The sequence below is a fragment of the Candidatus Margulisiibacteriota bacterium genome, from assembly GCA_041650635.1.
Lineage (GTDB): Bacteria > Margulisbacteria > WOR-1 > JAKLHX01 > JBAZKV01 > JBAZKV01.
On the sequence record JBAZKV010000014.1, the window covers coordinates 25,436 to 47,696 of the forward strand.

The following is a 22,261-nucleotide window of genomic DNA, read 5'->3' on the forward strand; positions in this document are numbered from 1 at the left end:
GTGAAATCCAAGCATAAATGTAGCGATATACATATAGCAGAGGAAGAGAAGGCCGAGCAACCGGGTTTTTGGGAGTCAACAATGGGGTTCGTATCACAATCAGCTAATGTTGGACTGCCGAACCGAACACAAATGGTTCGCCCATCAGCTTTTACTCGTGTTTACAACCTTGCAAGTATCCCAGCCAAGTACATTGGCATTTCATTACTGCCTCTTTTGTCCCCGAGCGTCGCCTTAGCAGACTCTCCGGCCATGTCTGATCATGCTATTTCCTGGACTTCGATTGCCGTTTCCTCTGCCGTTACCGGCATAGGGCTGCTTGGTCAAAAGGCCTTTTCTTCCAAACCAATAATAAGAGATTTATTTAAGCGAGGGGTGCTGCCCCTTGGATTAGGCGGCGTTCTCGGAAGCACGGTGGCGGGGATTATTAGCTCTAATCCCGCTTCCGCACAGACTTTTGAAACATATTTCCCCGCAATGGCAGTAGGAGGATTAGCGATTGCAGGAATCGGGGCTTTTTCGCTGTTTTTAAGGCTTCACAGTAAAATGTTGCCTTTCACAAAAAGATTTTTGATCCCGACAAGCTTAATCCTGACAGCAGCTTTATCTATGGTAAAATTTGATTTGCCATCCATCGATCAGCATGAAACTGGAAGCCAAGAAGTAGTTGCTCAACAAACACCTAGCACATGGCCGCAACATACAACAGGCCAACCGGAACCAAACACTCCAAGGACTTCGGTTTCATTCTTGGCTCCCACCGACGCTCTTATTAGGATAGTTGAAAACAATGACGGAACATACGGGGACGATGCCGAAAGAGCTATGTGCGTAGAAAGTTCCTCAAACCTCTATTTCATATATCTAGATAAAGCCATTGAAAGGGGATGCTATAGAGAGGCCTACTCGAACCTTGTCAGACTGTTCAACTCGACCACTCCTTCCGGGACTTCCTTTAGAGATCTGATCGAAGCAGGGGCAAAAAATAATAACAATATATGGGGAGCAGCAAATTACTATTCCTACAGAGCCAGGGTTGCCGAACTATTAGCTGTAAATTCTGACAACGAAGCTGATAAAGCCAAGTATTTTGGTGAAAGCGCGGAATACTATTCTTTTGCTCAGCAGTGCGTCTTCAACTTTTTGGGCTCTCAGGTCAGGCTCGGCTCAATTACAGATGTCTCTGCCAGATTATCCGCCATAGACAGTTTGATAGCTGCAAATCCTGGATCTGATGCCGAAAGAATCCTGACGCTGGCTTTTGCCGGCTGGGCAGGCTCCCGCGCAAATTCAATAGCCAGCTCAAGCATAAACCTGGATGATGCCTCTATAAGTTCTCTGCGGGACGCTCTTTCTCAGCTGCGAGAATTGACGCAATTAGAAATTGGGGGCGAAAATATTTATACAATGCCAAAGACAACACCTTTCCTGTTTTCAAATGTCTATGGCTACACCGGCAATGCCATGGTCAGGCTTGTACAAGAAGAAATGCCAGACAATTCCGGCCTTTCAAACTCTCAGAGAACTGCGTTTCTTGAAAAATTGGGGCAAGCTGAATCCCAATATATTTTGCCGGCTATCAGGCACCCCTACTCATACTATGGGAATGCATATAATGTGCAGCTTAACGCAGATCAAATATGCGGACTTGATGATCGCTATACTTTCAATATGACTAGAACATTAGCCTCAAAAATACATGCTTCTGGAAATACCGGCGGCCTGAAAGATTTTTACACACTGCTATATTGGCGCCAGAATGACCTCGCGCAAGCTTATGCAACAAGAGCTTTCGTTACAGGGAACCCAGCTGATGCGAAACTGTTTGATGAGTTGCATGCACAACTTGTTCCCGGAAGCCCGACAGAATTGATCTTCACCGGTCTGATGGGTAAAGCCTCCTGGGAAAACTTATGGTAATATCCACAAAACGGCTATTGAGATTGCTTGATGCAAAGGACAAAGTATAGGGAGAAAATAATATGCCTACTCCAGCTGAACAAAATAGAGCCAATCTAGAGAGATTGGCAGAAGCAGTAAGAAGGGCTACTTCCCGCCGCCCCTCCTCCCCCCGCCGCTCTTCTCCTTCAAGGTCTCAGGCCGCCGATCCTTCCGGCTGGGGCGGGGACAACTCCTTTTCGCCGCCTACCGTCTGGGACTATCTCAGGACGGCCCTAGGGGACGAAAAGAACGAGGGCGCCTGCCAGAGATGGGTAAAGACAAGGTCTTCGGCTGACTGGAGCTCAGCGGTCAACAACCTCATCACGGCCGCGTCTCTTGTGAGCGGAGAAGCCGACACCTCAAAGGCCTCTCATCTTTCCGCAAGAATTGCCCTGTGGCTGGGAAACCTCATCAACATGGCCTCGCCTGCCGAACTAAAGCGCTGCATGGGCGGCACGGGATATAAAGCCGTTAAAGAGTTTGCGGGTTATAAGGATGACGACGCGTCTATTTTGGCAAAAATGCTTTTTGAAAGATCAATAAAAGAGTTTGAAGGCAGCGGCAAAACCCCCATCAACCTTGAGTCTTTGTATCCCGGGAATTCTCTCTGGGCCGTGGCCGAAAAGGCCCTTGCCTACAAAGGCCTGGCCGAAACCTGCCTTAAAAAAGCCCGGGACGGCGTCAGGTACTCAAAACCCGACCTGGCACTAGAGTATATTGGACTTGCGGAAAAGAACCTTTTAAAGGCCTGCGGGCTTTATGACGCAACTATCAAGGTCGTGCAGAATATGGACGACGCTGCTTTTGCAAAGAAGAACTCCTACATAGCCGCGGACTATGCCTCCGCACTTTCTTCTTTTGGAACGATCTGCCTGCTAAGGATAGAGCTGGATCCTGTCTCTGTGAGCAAAGCTGAGGTTGAACTGGCGGACAGCAGGCTTGGCGCTGAGGTTGAACTGGCGGACAGCAGGCTTGGCAAGGCATACAAGTTGGTCTACAAAAAGATCCCCTCCCCCGCCCTTCAGGTAAAAGTGGCGGCCGCGGGCATCCTTTGCAGCAGGGCAAGGCTTGCCCTGGAATTGAGCTATAAAGAAACGGATGACGCAAAGAAACACGCTCTTATAGAACAAGCGGAAGCTTATTATGAAGATGCCTTAAAAGAATACGGACCGATGAGCGGCTTAAAACAGGAATACATGAGAACGGCCCGGGCCGCCGCACTAAAGGATCACGCGCAGCTGCTTTATGCAAACTATGTCGGGGATTATTACTGCACTGATGATAAAAAACAGGCCGCTGCAAAAGGCAAGCTGGAAGAGGCCCAAACACTGCTGTTTGAGGCCTGCTCGGCCCTGTCCTTTATGGACGATAAGGGCCGCAGTTATGATGATAAAGTCCAGTACGCGCAGACGCTCAACCTACGGGCCGAGATAGAGATGGCCCTGGCAGGAAATGATCCGGCTTCTCTTACAAAGGCGTACGACCTGGTAAGGGCTGGCGGCGCCTATTTCCGCAGAGGCATAGATGCCACGGTCCTTCCTCTGGGCGCAAGGGTGGAGCGCGCCGCTTCAGAAGCCAGGCTGCTTTCTTCTCTGGCCTTTGTAAAGGACGCGGAACCGGAAACCGCGGACCCGGCAGCCGATCCGGCGCAGGCGCCCCGCGTATCGGCCGTGATCTCCGGTCCCGGCCCAATAGCCTATTCTGTCAGGCAAAACGGTGAAAAATGGGAAGTGCATGCGGGAACTTCTGTCATTGCAATAGTAAAAGACCAAGGATCCGCGGAAAAAATATCTTCCGATTTTGAACGCCTAAAACCGCGCTCAACAGAAGCAAAGCTGGTGGGCGGAAGGTCCTGTATCGTAGATGCGGACTATTACGAAGCTCTGACAATGGCGGGGGCTGATGTTTCTCAAGCCGTTCTGCTTTACTACGAAGAGACCGAGTACCCGGAAAGCTTTGCCAGGCTATGGGGCAGGGCCTCCGACACAAGGTTTGCAACAGAGCTTAATTATGTGCTTTGGGGCGGCAGGACAATGCCGGGCAGGGCAAAAGAACTGACCGTGGCCAGAAGGCAGGTAGACCATTTTATCAGGCATAACGGCAAGAACCCCGAAAAACTCTCGATTGACGGAGCTCTCAAGGCGCTTGATTACCTGGTAAAGTATCTAAGATCATTTGGAAATGAGGAAGCGGCGCTGGCCATCTGCAGCAAATTCAAGGCCCAGCCTGATATCCTCAAAACAGACAGAACAAAAATAACCGGACAGGTCGATAGTATTATCTCGGGGACTTTTGCTGCGGCAGATGCCGTCACGCAGGCAGCCGCGGGAAAATGGATCGTGCGCGTTTACATCAACGGGAAAGGCTTTTCTTTTGAGTTTAACGAAGAGTCCCCCGCCCAGAACGCGGCCGCTTATCTGAACGCTCTTGAGCAGGGAAGTTTTAAGGCTCAAGGAAGGTCTCTTATCGATACCGCTTCCGGCAACGTGATCCTTGATTGCGCAAGCGAAAAAGAAGCCCTTGATCTTGTAAAAAGCCTGAACAGCGCTTTTGGGCAGAACGCTCCCGCAGAAAAACCTGCGGACGCTCCGGCGCAGGGAGCCCCTGTTGCGGTGAACATAGCCGCTTTCAAGGGAAAGATAGCTGATCTGGAAAAACTTGAAGGGCTTCTTAATGAAGAACTTGCCAATGCCAAAACGGAAGGCGAAAAAACCGCGATAAAAAGATATCTTGACACGGCCCGGGCGGCTATCATAGAAGCGCAGCTCTCAATCGCGCATCTTACGGCAAAGCAGAAGGGAGAAGATGCCACAAAGCTCGATACATTAATAGATACTTGTCGGACTCTTCTTGGGACTGTTTCAAAGGCAAGTATTCCATTGGTTGAGTTTACTAAGATCAAAGATATTTTTGTGGACCCGGCTGCGGACATTCTTACATTTAGGACGGAGATAACCGAAGCGGACATCAACAAACTTACGGCTGCTTCTGAAATAAAGGACATATTGTCACGAGCCCTTAATTACAGAGACTTAACAAAAACAAAGGATTATCAATATCTGGCCGTTAAGATACATCTGGCGTTGGTAGAGCTTTACTCGGAAAATAAGGACTATGCCTCTGCCCTTGCTTCATGCAAAGCGGCCTTTGCCGCGGTACCGGCCGGCTCTTCTTCGCTGTGGGATTGCGCCATAGCGCTGGGGAATGTGCTGATAGATAAAAGTGGCGCCGATGCCGCAACCGCGTTAAATACCTTTAATACTCTGCTCGGTCATGATGATAAAAGAGGCTTTACGCCGGAAGAACTGAACGCATATCCTTTGATCGGTTCTGTTGTGCCAATATCTAATAATAATAATGAAGAGAGATTGTCACAGGCAAGGGTTGGGAGGGTCAGAGCACTTTTTGCAATGGAAATTGACACCACAACAAATACATCAGTTAATGCGTGCAGAATGCATCATATCCAGGCGAGGAAAGAGGCGGTGGAGATTATCAATAATGAAAAAACACCTCCTGATATCAAGGTGATATTGCTAGATAAGATATTAGAGAGTTTGGATCACAGATGGGAAGATGAGTCTTTAATTGCCAAAGATAATGAGGTTGGCTTAGATATTTCTGGCCAATGGGAAAAGCTTGACAAGACTGACAGCATTGTTCTTTCTGAGAACGCAAAGACTGTTCTGAACACCGAAGAAAATGAACTGAAGAATATTCCTGTTATGAGCTTAACAGAATAACAGCTACAGAATTTTTGGTTCTTGTCATTGAGTTGTTTCACTTTTCGCTAAAATATTTGACCTTTGCGGTCTGCCGGAGTGGGTCACCACTCCTCCGCTCCGCCATACGGAGCTACGGCGGACAGGCATGTCCCCATACTTTCCTAACCCTTTTCAAAATAAAGTGAAATCCACCAAAACACCCTTCGATAAAGCATTAACCCAAAACAAGGAGGGTTTTAAAATGGAGAAAGTAACTCTCGTCGGATCCGCAAATATTTCGAAGGTTTACGAGCGTTTGCGAAAGATCGATTCAGTTAAAGACGGAAAAGTTGACAATGTTATCTCCCGGGAAGAGCTTGATGAAGCAAGGAAAGAAGGGGTAGACACGACCATTGAATTCAAAGAAGGCAAAGCATCCTCCCTTGACGCTCTCCAGCGGCTTTATATAATACTTCAGGGGCTTGATAAAGAAGACGGAGCATTTGATGGAGATATTAAAGAATTAGAAGAGCATCTGAGTGTAGCATTGACTGCGGAACAAAAGGCCGGAGTAGCAGTTTCATTTGAGGTTATTGTTCTGGACAAGCCGCTTACAGGATCGGAGATTGTGGAAAGGATGGAAAAAGGGTTAGCAAAAGATATCAGCGGATCAGGAGAGAGAGCCCCTCATTTAGATACTACAGATATATTACGTCTTGACTCATACCGCAAAGTTGCAGGCAGACTCATCGATAATCACAGAGACATCGATCCATACTATTTATATAGCCTTTTCTATTGTCTTGATTCCGAGAAAAGGATGGAAGCTGTTATGCACCTTAAAGAGAAAGGGGTCTTTGAGACGGTTGAGAAGGAGCGGGCCCAATATCTTATGGAGGAGCTATTTGGAAAATCTTTTGGAGATGACATAAATACAAAACTGATGAAGCTAATAGATGTAACAAGGTTTAAGAATTTTGGATGGTTATGGGAAACTAGGTGTGATTACGCGGAGCGTACAGAACAATTTCAAACTCGTGCTAATCTTATCGCCCACCAAGAGGATTTTATATCTGGGATTGAAAGTCTAAAGATATTAAGATTTGAAGACTTGTGTAAGTTGCTAAGGATTTTGGGGGAGCCGGACCATTACTTTATTTCCTGGGTAATAACAGATGCTGGGAATTATGCTGCACATTTATTGGCACGAAGGATTAAGTACCAGGCATTAAAGAATATCAACTTAAATATATTATTAGATGGGCAAAAAGAAATTTCAAAAGAGTTTAGAGATAGATATTCCAACGAATTAAATCTAATCTCTGCCATAAGCCCCGAACTTTCACAAATACTGTTGGGAATCCCTTCCCTCATGACAGATAAAACGGGGGATGTAGGAAAGATGTTAGAGGGGTTGAAGTCGAGTGAAGATTTTGAGCGTTTTATGACGCTCGGGAATAAAGCCTCGATGGCTATTCTAACCGCGTTAGGAAGCGATAATGAAGGGCTCAGAATAAAGGCTGAAAGAGCATTGTTTGTATTGGTCTCAAATACAACAGATATCAACAATATTGGTTTTTTGAACAACAATACTTTTATGCTCAGCTTAGTAAAGTTTAGGGGCGCATTTTTGCAGTTTGCCAGTGGCTCACTTAAAAAAGATAAAGCAGCTGTACTCTCTGCAGTCAAACAAGATGGGAGATCTCTGGCATTTGCCGACATTTCTCTTAGAAAAGATAAACAAATTGTGATGGCAGCAATTGAACAAAGGTGGGACGCACTCCGATTTGCTGATGACTCTCTTAGAAAAGATAAACAATTTGTGATGGCAGCGATAAAACAACGGTGCTGGGCACTGCAATATGCCGACGATTCTCTTAAAAGAGACAAAGAATTCGTGTTGGCTGCAATTAAAGAAGGCGGGAGAGCACTACAGTATGCAGATGTGTCACTTAGAAAAGACAGAGAGGTTGTGCTTGCTGCGGTAAAACGAGATGGGAGAGTTCTGCAATTTGCCGATGACTCTCTTAAAAGAGACAGGGAAGTTGTTCTGTCTGCTGTCAATCAAATATGGGACGCTCTGCAGTATGCCGACATCTCACTCAAAAGAGATGAAGGGGTCATTCTTGCCTCGATTGCAAAAGAGGGGCGCGCTCTGCAATATGCCGACGATTCTCTTAAAAGAAACAAAGATTTTATGCTCACTGCAATCAAACAGTTCGCCTATGCACTGCAATATGCCGACGATTCTCTTAAAAGAGACAAAGAAATCGTGTTGGCTGCAATTAAAGAAGACGGGAGAGCACTACAGTATGCAGATGTTTCTCTAAGAAGAGATAAAGAAGTTGTGTTCGCTGCAATTAAACAAGATGGATACTCTTTAGGATATGCCGATCTAATCTTTAGAAAGGACAAAGAGGCTGTGTTCATTGCGGTTGCCGAATCAGGTTTTGCGTTACAATTTGCTGATTATCCCCTCAAAAGGGATAAAGAAGTTGTCCTTGCTGCGGTTAATCAAGCCGGGAATGCACTACACTATGCAGATGAGTCACTTAGAAAAGACAGAGAGGTTGTGCTTGCTGCGGTAAAAAACAGTGGGCGAGCTCTGGAATATGCAGATGTTTCTCTAAGAAGAGATAAAGAAGTTGTGTTCGCTGCAATTAAACAAGATGGAGAAGCCTTATATCTTGCCGACATCTCTCTCAAGAAAGATAAAGCTTTTATTTTAGCTGCGGTTAAACTACGCTGGTGGGTTCTGCAATATGCGGATGAGTCTATGAAGAGAGATCCTGACATTCTTGCAGTTTATAACGCAGGATTGAAGGAATTTGAAACTAAGAATAGTAATAGTCGATAGTAATCCGTTACTCATGTCCGCCATACTAGCGACTTGCGACCAAATAGTGAAATTTCTCCCATATTCTATCGATAGATATACGAGAGGGATGAGGGGTCTTAAAATGGCCGATAACCCCTAGGGGTCCCAATGGGAGGTGAAAGAAAAAAGCAGAATAATCGGGATAAGACCAGGAACAGGATACAAATAAATATAGGAAAGGGAGAAAGAAAATGAGTATAAATCCAGTTGGGCTTGCGGGATTAACAGCATTTGTTGTTTTGGGACAGGCTGCGCCAGCACAAAAACCTGGCATTTCGTCCCCGTATTTCAGAGCACTTAAATTCCAGATAGACACGGAAGTAGACAATTTGTTCAAGATAACTGATAACAAGTCTTCTGAGTTCGAAAATACTGCGAAGACAGTCGCCAAAAAGATTACGGATCTTTTTGATTCTTATTCGCTTCAGCCATGGATGAAAGGCCATCTTCTAATGAAACTCTTTGAGATCGGCCTCAATTTCCCCAAAACATCTAGTCTTGTATCTGACATAAGGAAACAATGGGGAGATATACCGAAAGACAGCGTCGGGAAGGTGGTAATCAGCGCGGATATATGCAAAGCCTTAGGTCTTGGGGATGCTGCCAAAGAACTAAATGCAATGCCTGCCGTTCCAGGAACAGATGAAGATCTCGGATCATATATTAGGGAATGGTTGTTTGCTCTATGTGACATTAAGTCCGCTTTAATAACAAAGGACAGGGATGCCCATGTAGCCGCCAGAAAGTCTTTGGCAGGAGTTATTAACAAAGAAGGCTGCAAAGAGAAAATAACAAAACTGGCGCTTGATGCAATACTTGAGAGCCTTGATGTTCAATGGGATGATGAGGCTCAAATAGGAATCGACCGGGCAGCAGGACTTGACATATCAAATAAATGGATTGCGTTATCTGCCAAAGGTCCCATTCCTCTTTCGGAGTCAACAAGAACAGCCCTGGGACTTGACGCTAACATTACGCAGTTAATGAACATACCTCCTATACCGAAATCTGATCCCAATGCCCTGTAGTGAATAATTAGGAGGTTAATCGAATCGCCTTTACAGGACTTGAGAAAGCTAAGGCACAGCTTCAGGAGGATTGTTTTGTTGGGCTCGTTGGAATCGTGCTGAAATTATTCCGGTATATAGGCAGCAGGAAAAATAAGGGAGACTATAATGTCTGATTTATTGAGAGCTTTTAGAGCCGATAGAAACAACGGCAGCACAGCTTTGCAAGGCGAGTCACAAGAAAGGGCTCGTCGCCATTCGCCTTCCGCCCGCCGGAGGAGACCTTCTGAAACCTCGACATCTCCCACTCCGCAGAATGATGTTCCTTTACCTAGCAACCTTATTGAGAGCTGGACTCCATATAAGCAAATTATAAGCAACAAGATTGACCACTCCACTGAAATAGAAGACCATCTCTCGGCAAGAAAAGCCATAGCATTTTTTCTTCAGGCAACGAGGGGAGATATAGTAACTTTCTCTCTCTCAAAACTTACAAACAGTTTGTTTGCCTTTGATATAAAAAGAGAAGTCGAATTGGCTAATTTAATCTGCTCTCAGTGGAAGCAGATTATCGATGGAACAAAGACCGATGGGATAATTAGCTTGTCGGCCCTTACCATTGATGACCTCAAATCGCTTGGCATTTTAGACGCCTCAATAAGCAGCTACACAAAAGCGACCGAAGCAATAGCTAAATTCAACTATGTAAAAGCCAATCACGACAGAAATACCTTCTCTGTCGATCTTAAGACTCTTCCTAATATTGCCCTCTCCGATACCGCAAACCACTACATCTATGAACTCATCACACTGGGGCCTATAGATGCCGTGCTTTCGTCCCCGAGAACGACCCAGGACCAGGTCAATGAGGTCATTGCTTCCTTGGAGGCTATAGTCAGAGAGTCTTCCGGGGACAGGGAGTTTTTGGCCGTGCCCGCAAAACTTATGCTGGCAGAAGCCTATTCAAGGTCCGAAGCAACCAGGAGTAAGGCGCTGGACATATACAACGAATTAATAGGCGCTTTGACAGACCCCAAGCAACTGTTAAAAGCCAAACTCGGCCTGGCAAACGCGCTTGTTTCGTATAACAGGGAGCTTGATAAGGCAAAAGGGCTGTTCATGGAGGTTTTATCTGACCAAAGAGGCGACAAATTCTCAAAAGAAATGGCCGCTGTTGGGCTAGCCAATCTCATGCAGAACGGCAAAACAGAAGAAGGCAGGGCCTTTGCCAGGTCCGTTTTTGAGGCGCTGCTTGATCCCGACAACAAAAAGAGAGTCGTTGATATGCCTGCGGGGCTGGAAGGGGTTAAAGATGCTCTGACTTCCTTAGGAAGGACCGATAATGCCTATGTAAAAGCCTGGGCAACAGTAAGTCTTGCCAACTACTTTATCATGGCCGGGGATATGAAAAGCGCCTCCGATTATTCAAAAATAGCTCTTGAGCTTCCTGCCGTTGCCCCGCATCTAAAGGCGCAGGCTTTTTCCAATCTTGGCATCATCCGCATCGGGGACAGCGATTTTAGGATAGCGCACCAATACTTTGAAACGGCCGCAAGGCTCCAGCCAAATGACCCCGCGCTCCACATATATAAAGCCAGAGCCATGTTCCTGACAGAAAGATTTTCTGCCGACCGTTTTATGGAAAGCTACCAAACCGCGATAAAGCTCATCTGGCAGCGGGTTGATCCGGAAGAAAAGTCCTTTGATCTTGAACAACTGCTGTCCTGCGCCATGGCAGGGAAAGACAACGAACTCTTTGGCAGGCTTTCCGCAACAGGACAGGGACGGTTCCTTCTTTTGACCGCGCTCGAAGCCAAAGCCAAGGTTGTTTTTGCCGGCGGCGACACTGTTCTTGCCGCACAGTATCTTGAAAAAGCAAGGGACCTTTTTGACGGCTGGAAAAAAGACAGCCTTGAGGTCGGGGCGGACTATCTGTTTGAACAGCAGCTGCATTATGACCTTGCGACTTTTTATACGGCCTGGCCCATTAATCCCAGGTTCGAGGACGCAAGAAAAGAGTATGAACTTCTTAAAGAACTCGGAGCCCCATCCTGGTGGGTAAAAGACCAGCTGGCCTTCCTTCATCACACCGTGCTTGGGCTCAACGCCTCAAGCGGCTCCCTTTCGGCCTATCTTAGAAAGTATTTTGAGAACGGCCAGCTTACCGTTAATTTTGACAAGAACGGCGGTGCGGCAGATGCCTTCTTCTTTACCGACGAGGAAAAGACCAGGGGAATAACGCTTCATCTGGGCATCTATTCCGGAGGGGCCTGGAGCGCGGCAGCGGGACTTTCCCAGGCCAGGGGGCCGGTAACGCTTTCGGCAGGGCTTCATGCTTCCTCAGACGGCAACGGCGATAAAGTGCTTGGTTTTGATGTCGAGGCGTCAAAAAGATTTGACAGGTTTTTTAAGGCCGGGTTAAGGGGCCGATTTGACCAGCACATAGGAGAATACAAATACAGCGAATGGGAACTGACGGCTTTTGCATATTATGCCAGGAGCATAGATAAAGGGACCACTTTTTTTGCCAGGCTTGAGATCGGGGTAGGACAAAAAGCGCAAACCGCGTGGAAAACATTTTTTGAAGCCGCAAAACAGAAAAGGGTCCCGGGCTGGCAGTGGAAAAGCGAAACCGTTTCTTTTACAAGAATTTCCTCTCATCCAAATGACTTAAGCGGCCAGCACTACTGCGACAAGATCTACTGGCGCACTCAGCCGCTTTACGATCAAAATCATGATGAGATCTCTTTGTGGCATGTAGACACGATGCTGCGGACCTCGCTCAAACCGATCGAGCTTGTTACAATTGATCCTGACGATTCATCAGCGGAGCCCGCCGAGATCCAGCTGATGAGGATCGAAAAAAGAAGTGTCGGGCTCCCGGCTTCGGGACCGTTCTGGGACCCCAATGTCAGCACTGTATATCCCTATATAAGCACTCCCAGGACCGGCAGGCCGGATGATTCCGTAATAGACGCGATACCTTTTGATTCCCTTCTTAGGACAGAGATCGGCCCGGACGGCAACGCGCTGCCGACCATACCTGTCACGGTCTACGAAGAAAGGATCTCAAATACCGAATACAGCCGAAGCAACGGCACATTAACGACCACCATTACTATACAGGGGAAGACCGAAACGGAGGACTGGCGCGACAGCTACCAGCTTATCTACGAAAAGACCTCGGAGTCTCTGGTAATTTGGAAAAAAGACCTCGTGACCGGGGAAAGGGAGCAGGTCTACAGCGGCGCCTCCGTAAGGGACGGCAGCATTGCCGTGCAGAATTATCTCAACGCCAGGCTTTCTGTGGGGGTAGAAAAACGCCTCCCCGGAGGAATGGTGGGAATAGAAGGCTTTGGCCAGATCACCAAGTTTTGGGGTGGATCGGATCCTAACGGGAATCCTTCCCATGTATTGGACCCTGATTCTTATGACTATGGGGTTCGCCTGTACGGGACAAAGATCATGGACGATCACAGCCTGCTCACGGGAGAGGTCGGATGGAGCCGTTCCAACGGCATCAATTGGAGATTGGGCGCTCAAGTCCTTGTGGGAGGAAAAGCCGGCAGGGCGGATATCAATGTCCCCAGATTTGAACTCGGCCTTTCCAGCCCAGGAGGGGTATATGCCGATTTTGGCACCTACAAGTACCGCGTAGGTTATAACGGCAGAGGATATGGCGCTTCTCTTTGCCTGGGAGAAGAGCTTGCGCTTTCGCTGACCAACAGGGGATTTGGGCTATCGGGCCCGGCTGGTCTTGCTTTTGGCTCAGGCGGGTTTTCCTGGAGCCCTGTCGTAGCAGGAATTCAGTGCCTTACCTCCTACTTTTTTGAGATAAAGCCACTAAGGGACAACAGGCACGAACTCGAAGCAAAGCTAAAGGACGAGCAGGACCTCTTAAAGAGAGCCCTGCTTAACCACCATCTGGACCTTGCCAGGATCAAAGAAGAATCCAGCCGCGCCAATATAGGCGGGGACCTTACTTTGCTGCGCTTTTTGGGCAACAATTCGGACAAAGCCTTCGGCGTTATTAATGCCGAAATAAGCAAAGCTATCTCTTCAATGAAAGAAAAGCTTGATAAAAAAGAGAACGCTCAGGAAGAAATAACCTATCTTCTTCTGACGCTGTCATCCCCCGGCATGGGAAGGCATATAAACAAGGCGCAGATAGCGCTTGAGCTGTCGGCTATTATCAAGGCCGGCGGGGATAATGCCAAATTCATCACAGACCTGTGGGCAGCTTTTCCTGCCGAACTGAAGCCAAAAGAAGATGACCAGGCCGCTTTAACTATCTTCGAGGGAAAAGATAAATACGCGGTCTCGGTAAGGACAAAAGACCTGGTAGAAGCGGTGCTGGGCGGCAAGTACGAAGAATTTCAAAAAGACCTCCTGCTGGGCGAAAAAGCCCTGGATCAAATAAAGAAGGTCCGGGACCTGTTAAGAAGGGACGATCTAAGGTCTTCCTTTGACAGGAGCAGTGCCATGTCAAAACAGAGCAGGTCAAAACATGACTTTGACACCATGGTTTACGACCTTACAAAAGCCACCAGAAAATTGATAGAAGAAAATGCCGATGGAAGCAACAACGACCAAATATATGTCAATTCGCTGGTCCTTTTATCGCTGGCAAACCAGGTAGGCAGGCAGACCATAATCCCTATTTTGAGCCGGGTAATATCAGATGTTCCCGAAGAAATACAAAAAAGGCTTGAAGCCCGCTTTGAAGGCTTTTATCAGTCCCGGGCGCTTGCCGTTTTGGACCTCAAGGATACAGGCATAGATTTTACCGTTAGCGAAAGGACCGGGGAAAAGGATAGCAATCAAAGGTATATCAGAATAGAAAGAACAACCCATTACAGCATGACAGAATTTGTACACCGTTCCATCAGCAGAACGATCAGGGAAGAGACAGCTGATGGGGGAAGCACGGAAAGGCAGTAAGAATTATGGTAGGCCCAATTGGACCATCAGGGACGGGATCTGCAAGGGCTGTATATTGGCCTCACAGAATTAATTTATCCACTAACGATACTTTCATAAATTCCTGGAGGGATGCAATTCAGGGATCACTGCAAAGTTTTTATCGCGGCGGTTTACAAAGGACCTCTTTTCAAGGTGTTTCAAGAGACCTGCATACTATTGGAGCATATCCTAATCTCAGATTTGTTGAACGTATGGCAATGGACGGACAGATAAAGATTATTCCTCCTACGATCGGGCAGAGTCATGAGCAGGCTGTATTTAATATGTTCTTGCAAGGGCACTCTCTTACCAGACACGATGCCGCCGGAGAAGCAACAAGGCTCGGGTTGGGGACCAAATATGTTCTGACCCCTCAGCAACTTGTTGATTCTCTCCTTGCTGACAGCGCAATGGCAGCACAAGTAGAACGCTTACGCAGCGAAGGGATCATTACACCGGACAATGGAACAAATTTGTACCCGATTTCCATGGGTGAAAGGCATATGCTTCAAACAGCTTTAAAGTTCCGCAATATGGGGCTGGAAACAGGAGAGGATATTCTTGGAAACCAGTACAACCTTGTTATAATGAATGAAGCTACCTCGGACGAAATAGTCCAAGGATTTGCAGATCATTCATATTTTGGCTTTGATCCGGAAAAGTGCCTCTTCATGACCCAGTCCCCCTACCATGGCTTCAATATAGCTGATGGTTCGGTATATTATGACTATAAATCCCCGAAACATCTTTATAACCATGGCGCAATGGTAATGCAGCTTATGATGGACGGCCAGGTATTCACATTCTTGAACAGTGAACGGTGGCACATGTCCAGGGCTGACTTCAGGTTAATATTAAAACAAATGATGCATATGATCGCTTATAACATAGAAGATTATGGCTACCTAATTGATGAAGGCTTTGACAATAATGCCATAGCATCTGCGCTTGATGCCCGCAGGGCCGGATATTCTATGGTGATGGAGCTGGTAGGGCAAAAAAGCCCTCCTCAATCGGGCGGTTTTTGGGGAAGAGATTCGCTGGCAAATGCTGATATCGTAATTGAAAGCGATTCCGCCGGGATATCAAAAGCTTTGTACCCGGATGAGTTTCAAGCCTTTATTTCTGGAATAAGTCTTTTGAACAAGAATTTTAACCAATACCTGAATCCTTTGGATGTTATGGACGCTGTTTTAGCTTACGGTTTCCCTATTCACCTGAAGGCCCAAGATGGGGCTCTTTATCCACAACCTCCTCAAGGGGATATTAACTTCCTGGTCCCAACAGCCTTTTGTAGAAGAACTATAATTCCGCCGATAACCGGAATTAAGGAAAAAGCTGATATTCCGCCGGGATTAACGGCTTTTGCCGCTCAAGACCGCATGCCCGGTTTTGCAGAATTGGCACAGGAGTATGGATTCATACGCTAGATAATCAACCGAGCTCTGCTTCAACCTTTACGGTTTTATTGCCCTTGATGGGAGGAACGATGTTTCCCTTGATTTCTTTTCCGTCTATCAAAAAGCGTTTAACCCCTTTAGAAACATGGTCGGGATTTTTTACCGTGATGTGATAATTGCACCCGCGGAAGGTCCTCTTAACCTCAAATCCGTCCCATGAGGAAGGTATGCACGGGTCTATCATAAGGCCTTCGTACTCCGGCCTGATCCCCAGTATCCACTGCGACACGGCTATAAAGTTCCAGCAGGCCGAGCCGGTCAGCCAGGCATTTTTGCCCTCGCCAAAGTCTTTGTGGTCTTTGCCCGCTATCATCTGGCAATACACATAGGGCTCTATCTTTCTTACATCCGGATCTTTGCTGGGAGGAAGAACGGATTTGTAATACTCAAATGCCCGGTCTCCCCTTCCCATAATGCACTCGGCTATCACTATCCACGGATTTGGATGGCAGAAGATCGCCCCGTTCTCTTTGAGCCCCGGAGGATAGATCGATATTGAGCCCAGTTGGTGGTAGAACTTGGAAAAGGACGGCTGAAGGATAAGGATGCCGTGCTCCGTTGCCAAAATATCCTTGACCGAATCCAGGCATTGCAGAGCTCTGTCTTTGTCCGCCACGCCGCCCATCAGCGCCCAGCCCTGTGTTTCAAGAAAGATCTTTCCCTCGGTGTTCTTTTTGGAGCCGACAGGTTTCTTGTTGTCGTCAAAGGCCCTTACATACCATTTGCCGTCCCAGGCAACGGCATTTATCTTGTCCTTTACTTTTTTGTGCAGTTTTGCGTATTTTACCGAGTCCGACTTCTTCTTTAAAAGGGCGGCCATCCTGCTGACCTCAAGCAAAGCGCCTGAGAGCATCTGCGCCACCATCACGGATTCGGCCTGTTTTTTCGGACCTATCATGTTGAGGCAGTCGTTCCAGTCAGCAAAGCCGGCCAGAGGCAGCCCGTGCGGACCCGCGTGTTTAAGCGAATAATTAACGGCCCTTACCAGGTGTTCGAACATGGTCCCCTTGACCTGAGCCTGTCGAAGGCCTTTTTTGCCCGTGTCATACGGCACTTTTTGCAGAAGGAATTTAATGTCACCCGTCTCTTTTATGTAAGCGGCCACCGAGTAAACCAGCCACAGGTGGTCGTCCGAATAGCCCCTGCCGTTGCCCTTTTTTGTAAGCGGCGAATACTGGTGGTAGGCGTCCCCTTCCTCGAACTGCGTCGAGGCAAGGTCTATCAGGCGCTGCTTAACGCCTTCGGGTATCTGGTAGACAAAGCCCATCGTGTCCTGGTTGCTGTCGCGGAACCCCATGCCGCGGCCGATGCCGGATTCATAATAGGAGGCCGATCTTGACCAGTTAAAGGTGGTCCTGCACTGATACTGGTTCCACACATTAAGCATCATGTTGAGGTCTTCGTCCGGGGTCCTTACTTCGAGTTTGCCAAGGTTCTCTTCCCAGGCTTTGTTAAGGCCGCGCAGCTCTTTTTCGGCCTCCTCTTTTTTTGAATACTTTGCGGACAGCGCTTTGGCCTCTTTTTTGTCCTCGCTGTATCCCAGGACAAAGATAACGGTCTTTGTCTCGCCGCTCTTTAGCGGCAGCTGGATATTGTGGCTGCCCACAGGGGCCCAGCCGCAAGCGATAGAATTGTTGGACTTGTTCTCCACCACGGCCCTGGGGCCGGAAAGGTCCCCGTACCTGCCCAGAAAATCCTCCCTCTGGGTATCAAACCCGGCCAGGGGCTGGCTTGCCGAAAAGTAGGCAAAATAGCTTTTTTCCACCCGGTATCTGGACATGTTGTAAATGACCTGTCCCTCAACTTCGGTCTCGCCTATGTTCAGATTGTACTGATAATCGGTCATGTCGTTAAGCGCGTCCCAGAGGCAGAATTCCACAAAAGAGAAGATGCTAAGCTGCCTTTCCTGAAGGCTCTGGTTCTTTACTTCCATCATCCAGATCTCGCAGTTTTGGTCAAGCGGGACAAAATAAGTGGTCTTGGTCTGTATGCCCTTATAGGTTGCGGTTATCGTGGTATACCCGAGGCCGTGCCTGCATTCATAGACATAATCGTCCTTTTTGCCCTCCTGCACAGCGAACAGTTTGGACGAATCGTCGCTGTATTTTGCAAAAGGCTTTTGCACCGGCTGCCAGGAGGCCGACCAGAACTCGGAGGTCTTGTTATCGCGGATGTAAAGATAGCGCCCTCCCCTGTCATAGGGGATGTTGTTGTACCTGTAGCGCAAGAGCCTTCTTTCTTTTGGGTCTTTGTAAAAGCTGTAGCCTCCGGCCGTGTTGGACATAAGCGCGCAGTATTCCCGGCTCCCAAGGTAATTGATCCACGGCAGCGGTGTATCCGGCCTCGTTATCACATACTCCTTTTTTTCTTTGTCAAAATAGCCGTATTTCATCTCTTTTCCTTTCTTGTTTTATGAAAGATGCAGCACTAGGACCCCTCTTCCGGCAATGGTGATGGGCAGCTTGCCTTTTTCTATCTCAAAACCCTTATCGGTCAGGGCATCCTCGGCTTTGAGATACTTCTCGGGCACATCTATTTCGAATTTCTCTTTTTTTGGACTATGGTTGATCACATACAGGATAGGAGTATCGCTGCCTTCCCATAGCACCATCTCGATGCTGTCCTTGTCCTTTAAAAAGAATTCCGGCAGCGGCAGATGCCTCCTTACATAGCTTGCAAGCCTGGAATTGCCTATCTTGCCTATGCTCATAAACAGAGAAAAAGTCGCGTAAAGAACCCTGCCCCTGCCTATCTTTTTCTCGATAAAAGCCGGATAACCGTCTTCATACTCCATCAGGACCTCATCGGCTCCGCTGATGAGGTCCCTGAACCCGTAGGCATAGCAGCGTATCTTGGGGATTGCTATCCTGTCCCCGATGGTCTCTATATGGTCGCAGGTTATATTGAGAAGCTCCCCTAATAGCCCCTTTTGATGAATATGAGCATTCTCGTTTTTTGCCCCGAACCTGGATTCGGTTATTAACACTCCGCCCTTTTCGACAAACTTTTTAAGGGTTGCGGCATGGTCTTCCTTAAGGAGATAAGGATTGGGTACAAGCAGCACTTTATATGGCAGTTCCCCATCCTCCAGATGCCTTTCAAAAACAAAAGCCGCCGGGTTGTAATAATTCCAGAGCACCTGATGGGCTCCCTGGCAGCTGTCCAGGCCGTGTGTGTGCCCCAGATCGGCCCTTACCTGCTCCCACTGTCCCGCAATAGCCCTTGGAGGCCCCTGTTCCTGATAGGTCTGGATGTCCGAAGACCTTAGATAAGCGACCGCGGCTTTAGGCTTTAGTTCGTGCGCGTGCAGCGTCTGCACGGCCTTTTTTATCTCCTGACCGGCCTTTTCTATGGCTTCCAGCCTTTTGGTGCGGCTTCCGTCCGCGTTCAGAATTCCGAACCCTCCTGCCTCGCCCCCAAAGATCGCAGTCCTCCACTGATGGTAAAGTATTGACTTTGCTCCGTGGGCAACTATCTGGTGGGTCCAGGTCCTTATTTCCGGACCTTCTATATATCCCGGATAGCCCCATCTTACATTGGGCCCGCCTTGCAGTTCGGTCACATGGAATTCGGTTTTCCTGTGGCTTGAAAAACTTCTCCACCAGTCAGCCATCTCCCCTATCTGCTGGGGGCTGTTCTTCCCGCCCATCGGGTAGATGTCCCAGCCGTACCAGTCCATTTTTTCGGCCAGTCGGTCGTGGTCCGGCACTCTGGGGCAGATGCCTAAAAAGCCGTTGGTGCCGATCTTTCTGCTTTTGTCATATTCAAGGACCAGGTCCTTTTCCCACTCCAGGAACGCCTTCAGCGAATCTGTCTTAAAGCGGTACCAGTCAAGAAAGATGTGCGGATTGCCGGCATCCCAGAGCCCCGTTTTTGGAGTCGTGATGTCCTCAAGCTCGCCGAATTCGTTGGTCCAGAATTTTGCCCCCCAGACCTCGTTTATCTTTTCGAGGGAGCCGTATTTTTTAAGCGCCCACAAAACAAAAGCCGCCCTGGTGTCCGGACAGTGGCAAAAATCCTCGTTGGTGGTGGAGTCCAGCGGCGGATACACCGGCTCGTTATCTATCTGCCAGTAGCGCACTGCGGGATGACCTTTGTACCTGTCGACCAGTTTCCTGATCATGCGCTCCGCGTATTTTTTATAAGTGCCGCTGTCTCTGCAGATATTGGGCCGCGGCCCGTATTCGGGATAAAGAGTGCCCTGGTTAGAAACGGGCCTTGTGTCAGGATGCTTTCTTACCAGCCAGGGAGGCGCCATAGAGGTCGGTATCCCGAGCAGCACTTTTAGCCCGTACTTATCGGCAAGTTCCAGAGCCTTGTCAAGGTCTTCAAACTTGAAATCGCCCTCTCTGGGTTCTATCCAGTTCCAGGCCATCTCTCCGAATCGGACAAGGTTGAACCCGCTTTCCGCTATCTGCGAAAAGGCGGTTTCCCAGTACTCTTTTGGCCACTGGTCGGGATAAAAAGTTACTCCAAATGGGAAGTCCATCGCTTGATTAATTATAACATAAGAAGAGAGGACTGCTTTTTGTTCGTATATCATAAAACCCTTAAAAAAGTGAAATTTGAAAAATTCGCTGACGATATATTGACAAAGGCTCAAAAGTTGAAAGGAGAACAATATGAGCGGCAGAACAATGGGGATGATACTGGCTGCAGGAGCGGGGACAAGGGCAAGACATCTTACGGACATAAGGAGGACCGCTTATCCGGTAGCAAAACCGATGTTCAGGCTGCTTGACACCCCAATAATGCATCACACCGTGCTTGAAATGCAGAGGCAGGGAATAACGGATATTTTCTGCAATGTCTGGAGCAACCCAGATACTCTTGAATCATATTACTCCAACATCGCTCCCGGGGCCGTAAAGATGTATAGAGAATCCCAGCTTATGGGGACAATGGGCTCGGCCGTTCATTGGACCATCGAGCATGGTATCGGCGACGCAGACAGGGTATTCGTAATAAGCGGGGATATAGCCTCTAACGCCGACCTTGGCAGGATACTGGCAGAACACGAAAGGGTCGGGGCGGATGCGACCATAGCCTTTAACCCGGTTGACTGGAGCCAGGTGCCCAAATACGGCACCGCTTATCTTGAAGGCATGCCGGAAAAAAGGCCTCAGAGATCCGATGAAACCGTTGAACAGTACGCATCCTATCTCCGGTCCTATATAGCCGACATGGACAGATATATTAAGGGCACCTCTTACTCTGCCGTGCAGGTCCATCAGTTCCGGGAAAAAGCCTCGATAGCCGACTGCTGCAGCAATGCCAACAATTCTTCCATCTATCTATTCAACGGCAGCGTAATAAGGGCTCTTTACGAAAGGGGGATAACTCCCACCACAGAAAAGACGGATCCCTTTTATGATTTCGGGGCGCATGGATTCAGGCACATACTTGAGCAGGGGATGAAGTTCTTCGGCGTTCTCTTGCCTCATGAAGTATACTGGGCCGATATCGGGGATATGGGAAAGTACTGGCTGGCAATAATGGATACCCTTGACGGCAGGTTCGACAGGTCCATGTGGCCTTCTATTATCCCTCAGGCAGACAAAGAATCCGGAGTGATCAGTTTTATCCATCCATCAGCAATGATACATGATACAGCGGAGCTGATACCTCCGTATTACATAGGCCCTGATGTACATATAGGCGCAGGCGCAAGAGTGGAGAGGGCTTCTTTGTCCCGCGGAAGCCTGATCGGTCCTAACAGCACAGTGTATGCCTCGGCGGTCCTGGAGTCATCTCATTACCATAGCGGCGATACAATAAGGCAGCTTCGCGGCGACGGGACCAGGGGATCTATCCTTCAAAGGTCATTAATGGCTTCGGGATTTTTGGCTCCCGGGCAGATGGCAAGCAACAATGTGGTCCTTACTACTCCCGATGGCTATGTAAGGTTTGCTCCCATCGGAATGGACAAAGACCTGTCGGAGCAGAGGGCGCGGGGCGCACATGTCCCTGCCGTAGAGGCCATTTCGCTTGATGCCATAGGCCAGGCCGTGGTACACAGGAACTAAGGACAACTATCCCATAACGGCACGGACCCTGTGGGCCCTGCCGTCGCCGTGGGGTTTGATAAGGTTTCCCTGGACCTTCTTTCCGTCAACTTCCAGCAGAGAAACCCCGTGCTCAACACCCTTGGGATTCTCTATCTCTATCTCGTAGACAGCGCCTCTAAAAGGCCTTGTGATCTTGCATTTTTTCCATTTTGACGGGATACACGGATCTATAAGCAGCCCTTCATGATCCCTTCTTGCTCCCAGTATCCACTCGGTGGCAAGCATGTAGGTCCAGCCCGCG

10 protein-coding genes are annotated in these 22,261 nt (G+C 48.2%); 7 read left to right on the plus strand and 3 right to left on the minus strand.

What is annotated here, in order from left to right; translation table 11 throughout:
* From WC490_05075 to WC490_05100, 6 genes are all read left to right on the plus strand, one after another.
* Nucleotides 1-1,920 (plus strand): hypothetical protein, encoded by a 1,920-nt coding sequence (locus WC490_05075; protein ID MFA5097982.1) that lies wholly within the window; start codon nucleotides 1-3, stop codon nucleotides 1,918-1,920.
* Between the two features lie 62 nt (nucleotides 1,921-1,982).
* A complete protein-coding gene (locus WC490_05080) occupies nucleotides 1,983-5,684 on the plus strand; it encodes a hypothetical protein (GenBank protein MFA5097983.1) in 3,702 nt (1,233 codons plus the stop codon).
* A gap of 127 nt (nucleotides 5,685-5,811) precedes the next feature.
* On the plus strand, nucleotides 5,812-8,502 hold the full coding sequence (locus WC490_05085; protein ID MFA5097984.1) for a DUF4116 domain-containing protein: 2,691 nt from the start codon (nucleotides 5,812-5,814) through the stop codon (nucleotides 8,500-8,502).
* A gap of 350 nt (nucleotides 8,503-8,852) precedes the next feature.
* Nucleotides 8,853-9,551: a hypothetical protein gene (locus WC490_05090; protein ID MFA5097985.1), complete on the plus strand. Its 699-nt coding sequence runs from the start codon at nucleotides 8,853-8,855 to the stop codon at nucleotides 9,549-9,551.
* A 513-nt stretch (nucleotides 9,552-10,064) separates the two neighbouring features.
* Entirely contained in the window at nucleotides 10,065-14,471 is a 4,407-nt protein-coding gene (locus WC490_05095) for a hypothetical protein (protein MFA5097986.1), read from the plus strand.
* 233 nt (nucleotides 14,472-14,704) lie between these two features.
* Nucleotides 14,705-15,922, plus strand: coding sequence for a hypothetical protein (locus WC490_05100; GenBank protein ID MFA5097987.1), 1,218 nt, complete (start codon nucleotides 14,705-14,707; stop codon nucleotides 15,920-15,922).
* 4 nt (nucleotides 15,923-15,926) lie between these two features.
* Here WC490_05100 and WC490_05105 read toward each other — a convergent pair whose 3' ends face one another.
* The gene (locus tag WC490_05105) at nucleotides 15,927-18,344 is read right to left on the minus strand and encodes a glycosyl transferase (GenBank protein MFA5097988.1); all 2,418 of its coding nucleotides are present in this window, start codon (nucleotides 18,342-18,344) and stop codon (nucleotides 15,927-15,929) included.
* Between the two features lie 18 nt (nucleotides 18,345-18,362).
* Entirely contained in the window at nucleotides 18,363-20,441 is a 2,079-nt protein-coding gene (locus WC490_05110; GenBank protein MFA5097989.1) for a beta-galactosidase, read from the minus strand.
* 133 nt (nucleotides 20,442-20,574) lie between these two features.
* Between WC490_05110 and WC490_05115 the strand changes: the two genes are divergently transcribed.
* Nucleotides 20,575-21,978: an NDP-sugar synthase gene (locus WC490_05115; GenBank protein ID MFA5097990.1), complete on the plus strand. Its 1,404-nt coding sequence runs from the start codon at nucleotides 20,575-20,577 to the stop codon at nucleotides 21,976-21,978.
* A 6-nt stretch (nucleotides 21,979-21,984) separates the two neighbouring features.
* Here the strand turns inward: WC490_05115 and WC490_05120 are convergent.
* Nucleotides 21,985-22,261 (minus strand): glycosyl hydrolase family 65 protein (locus tag WC490_05120; protein ID MFA5097991.1); only part of this gene is annotated, 277 nt, incomplete at its 5' end.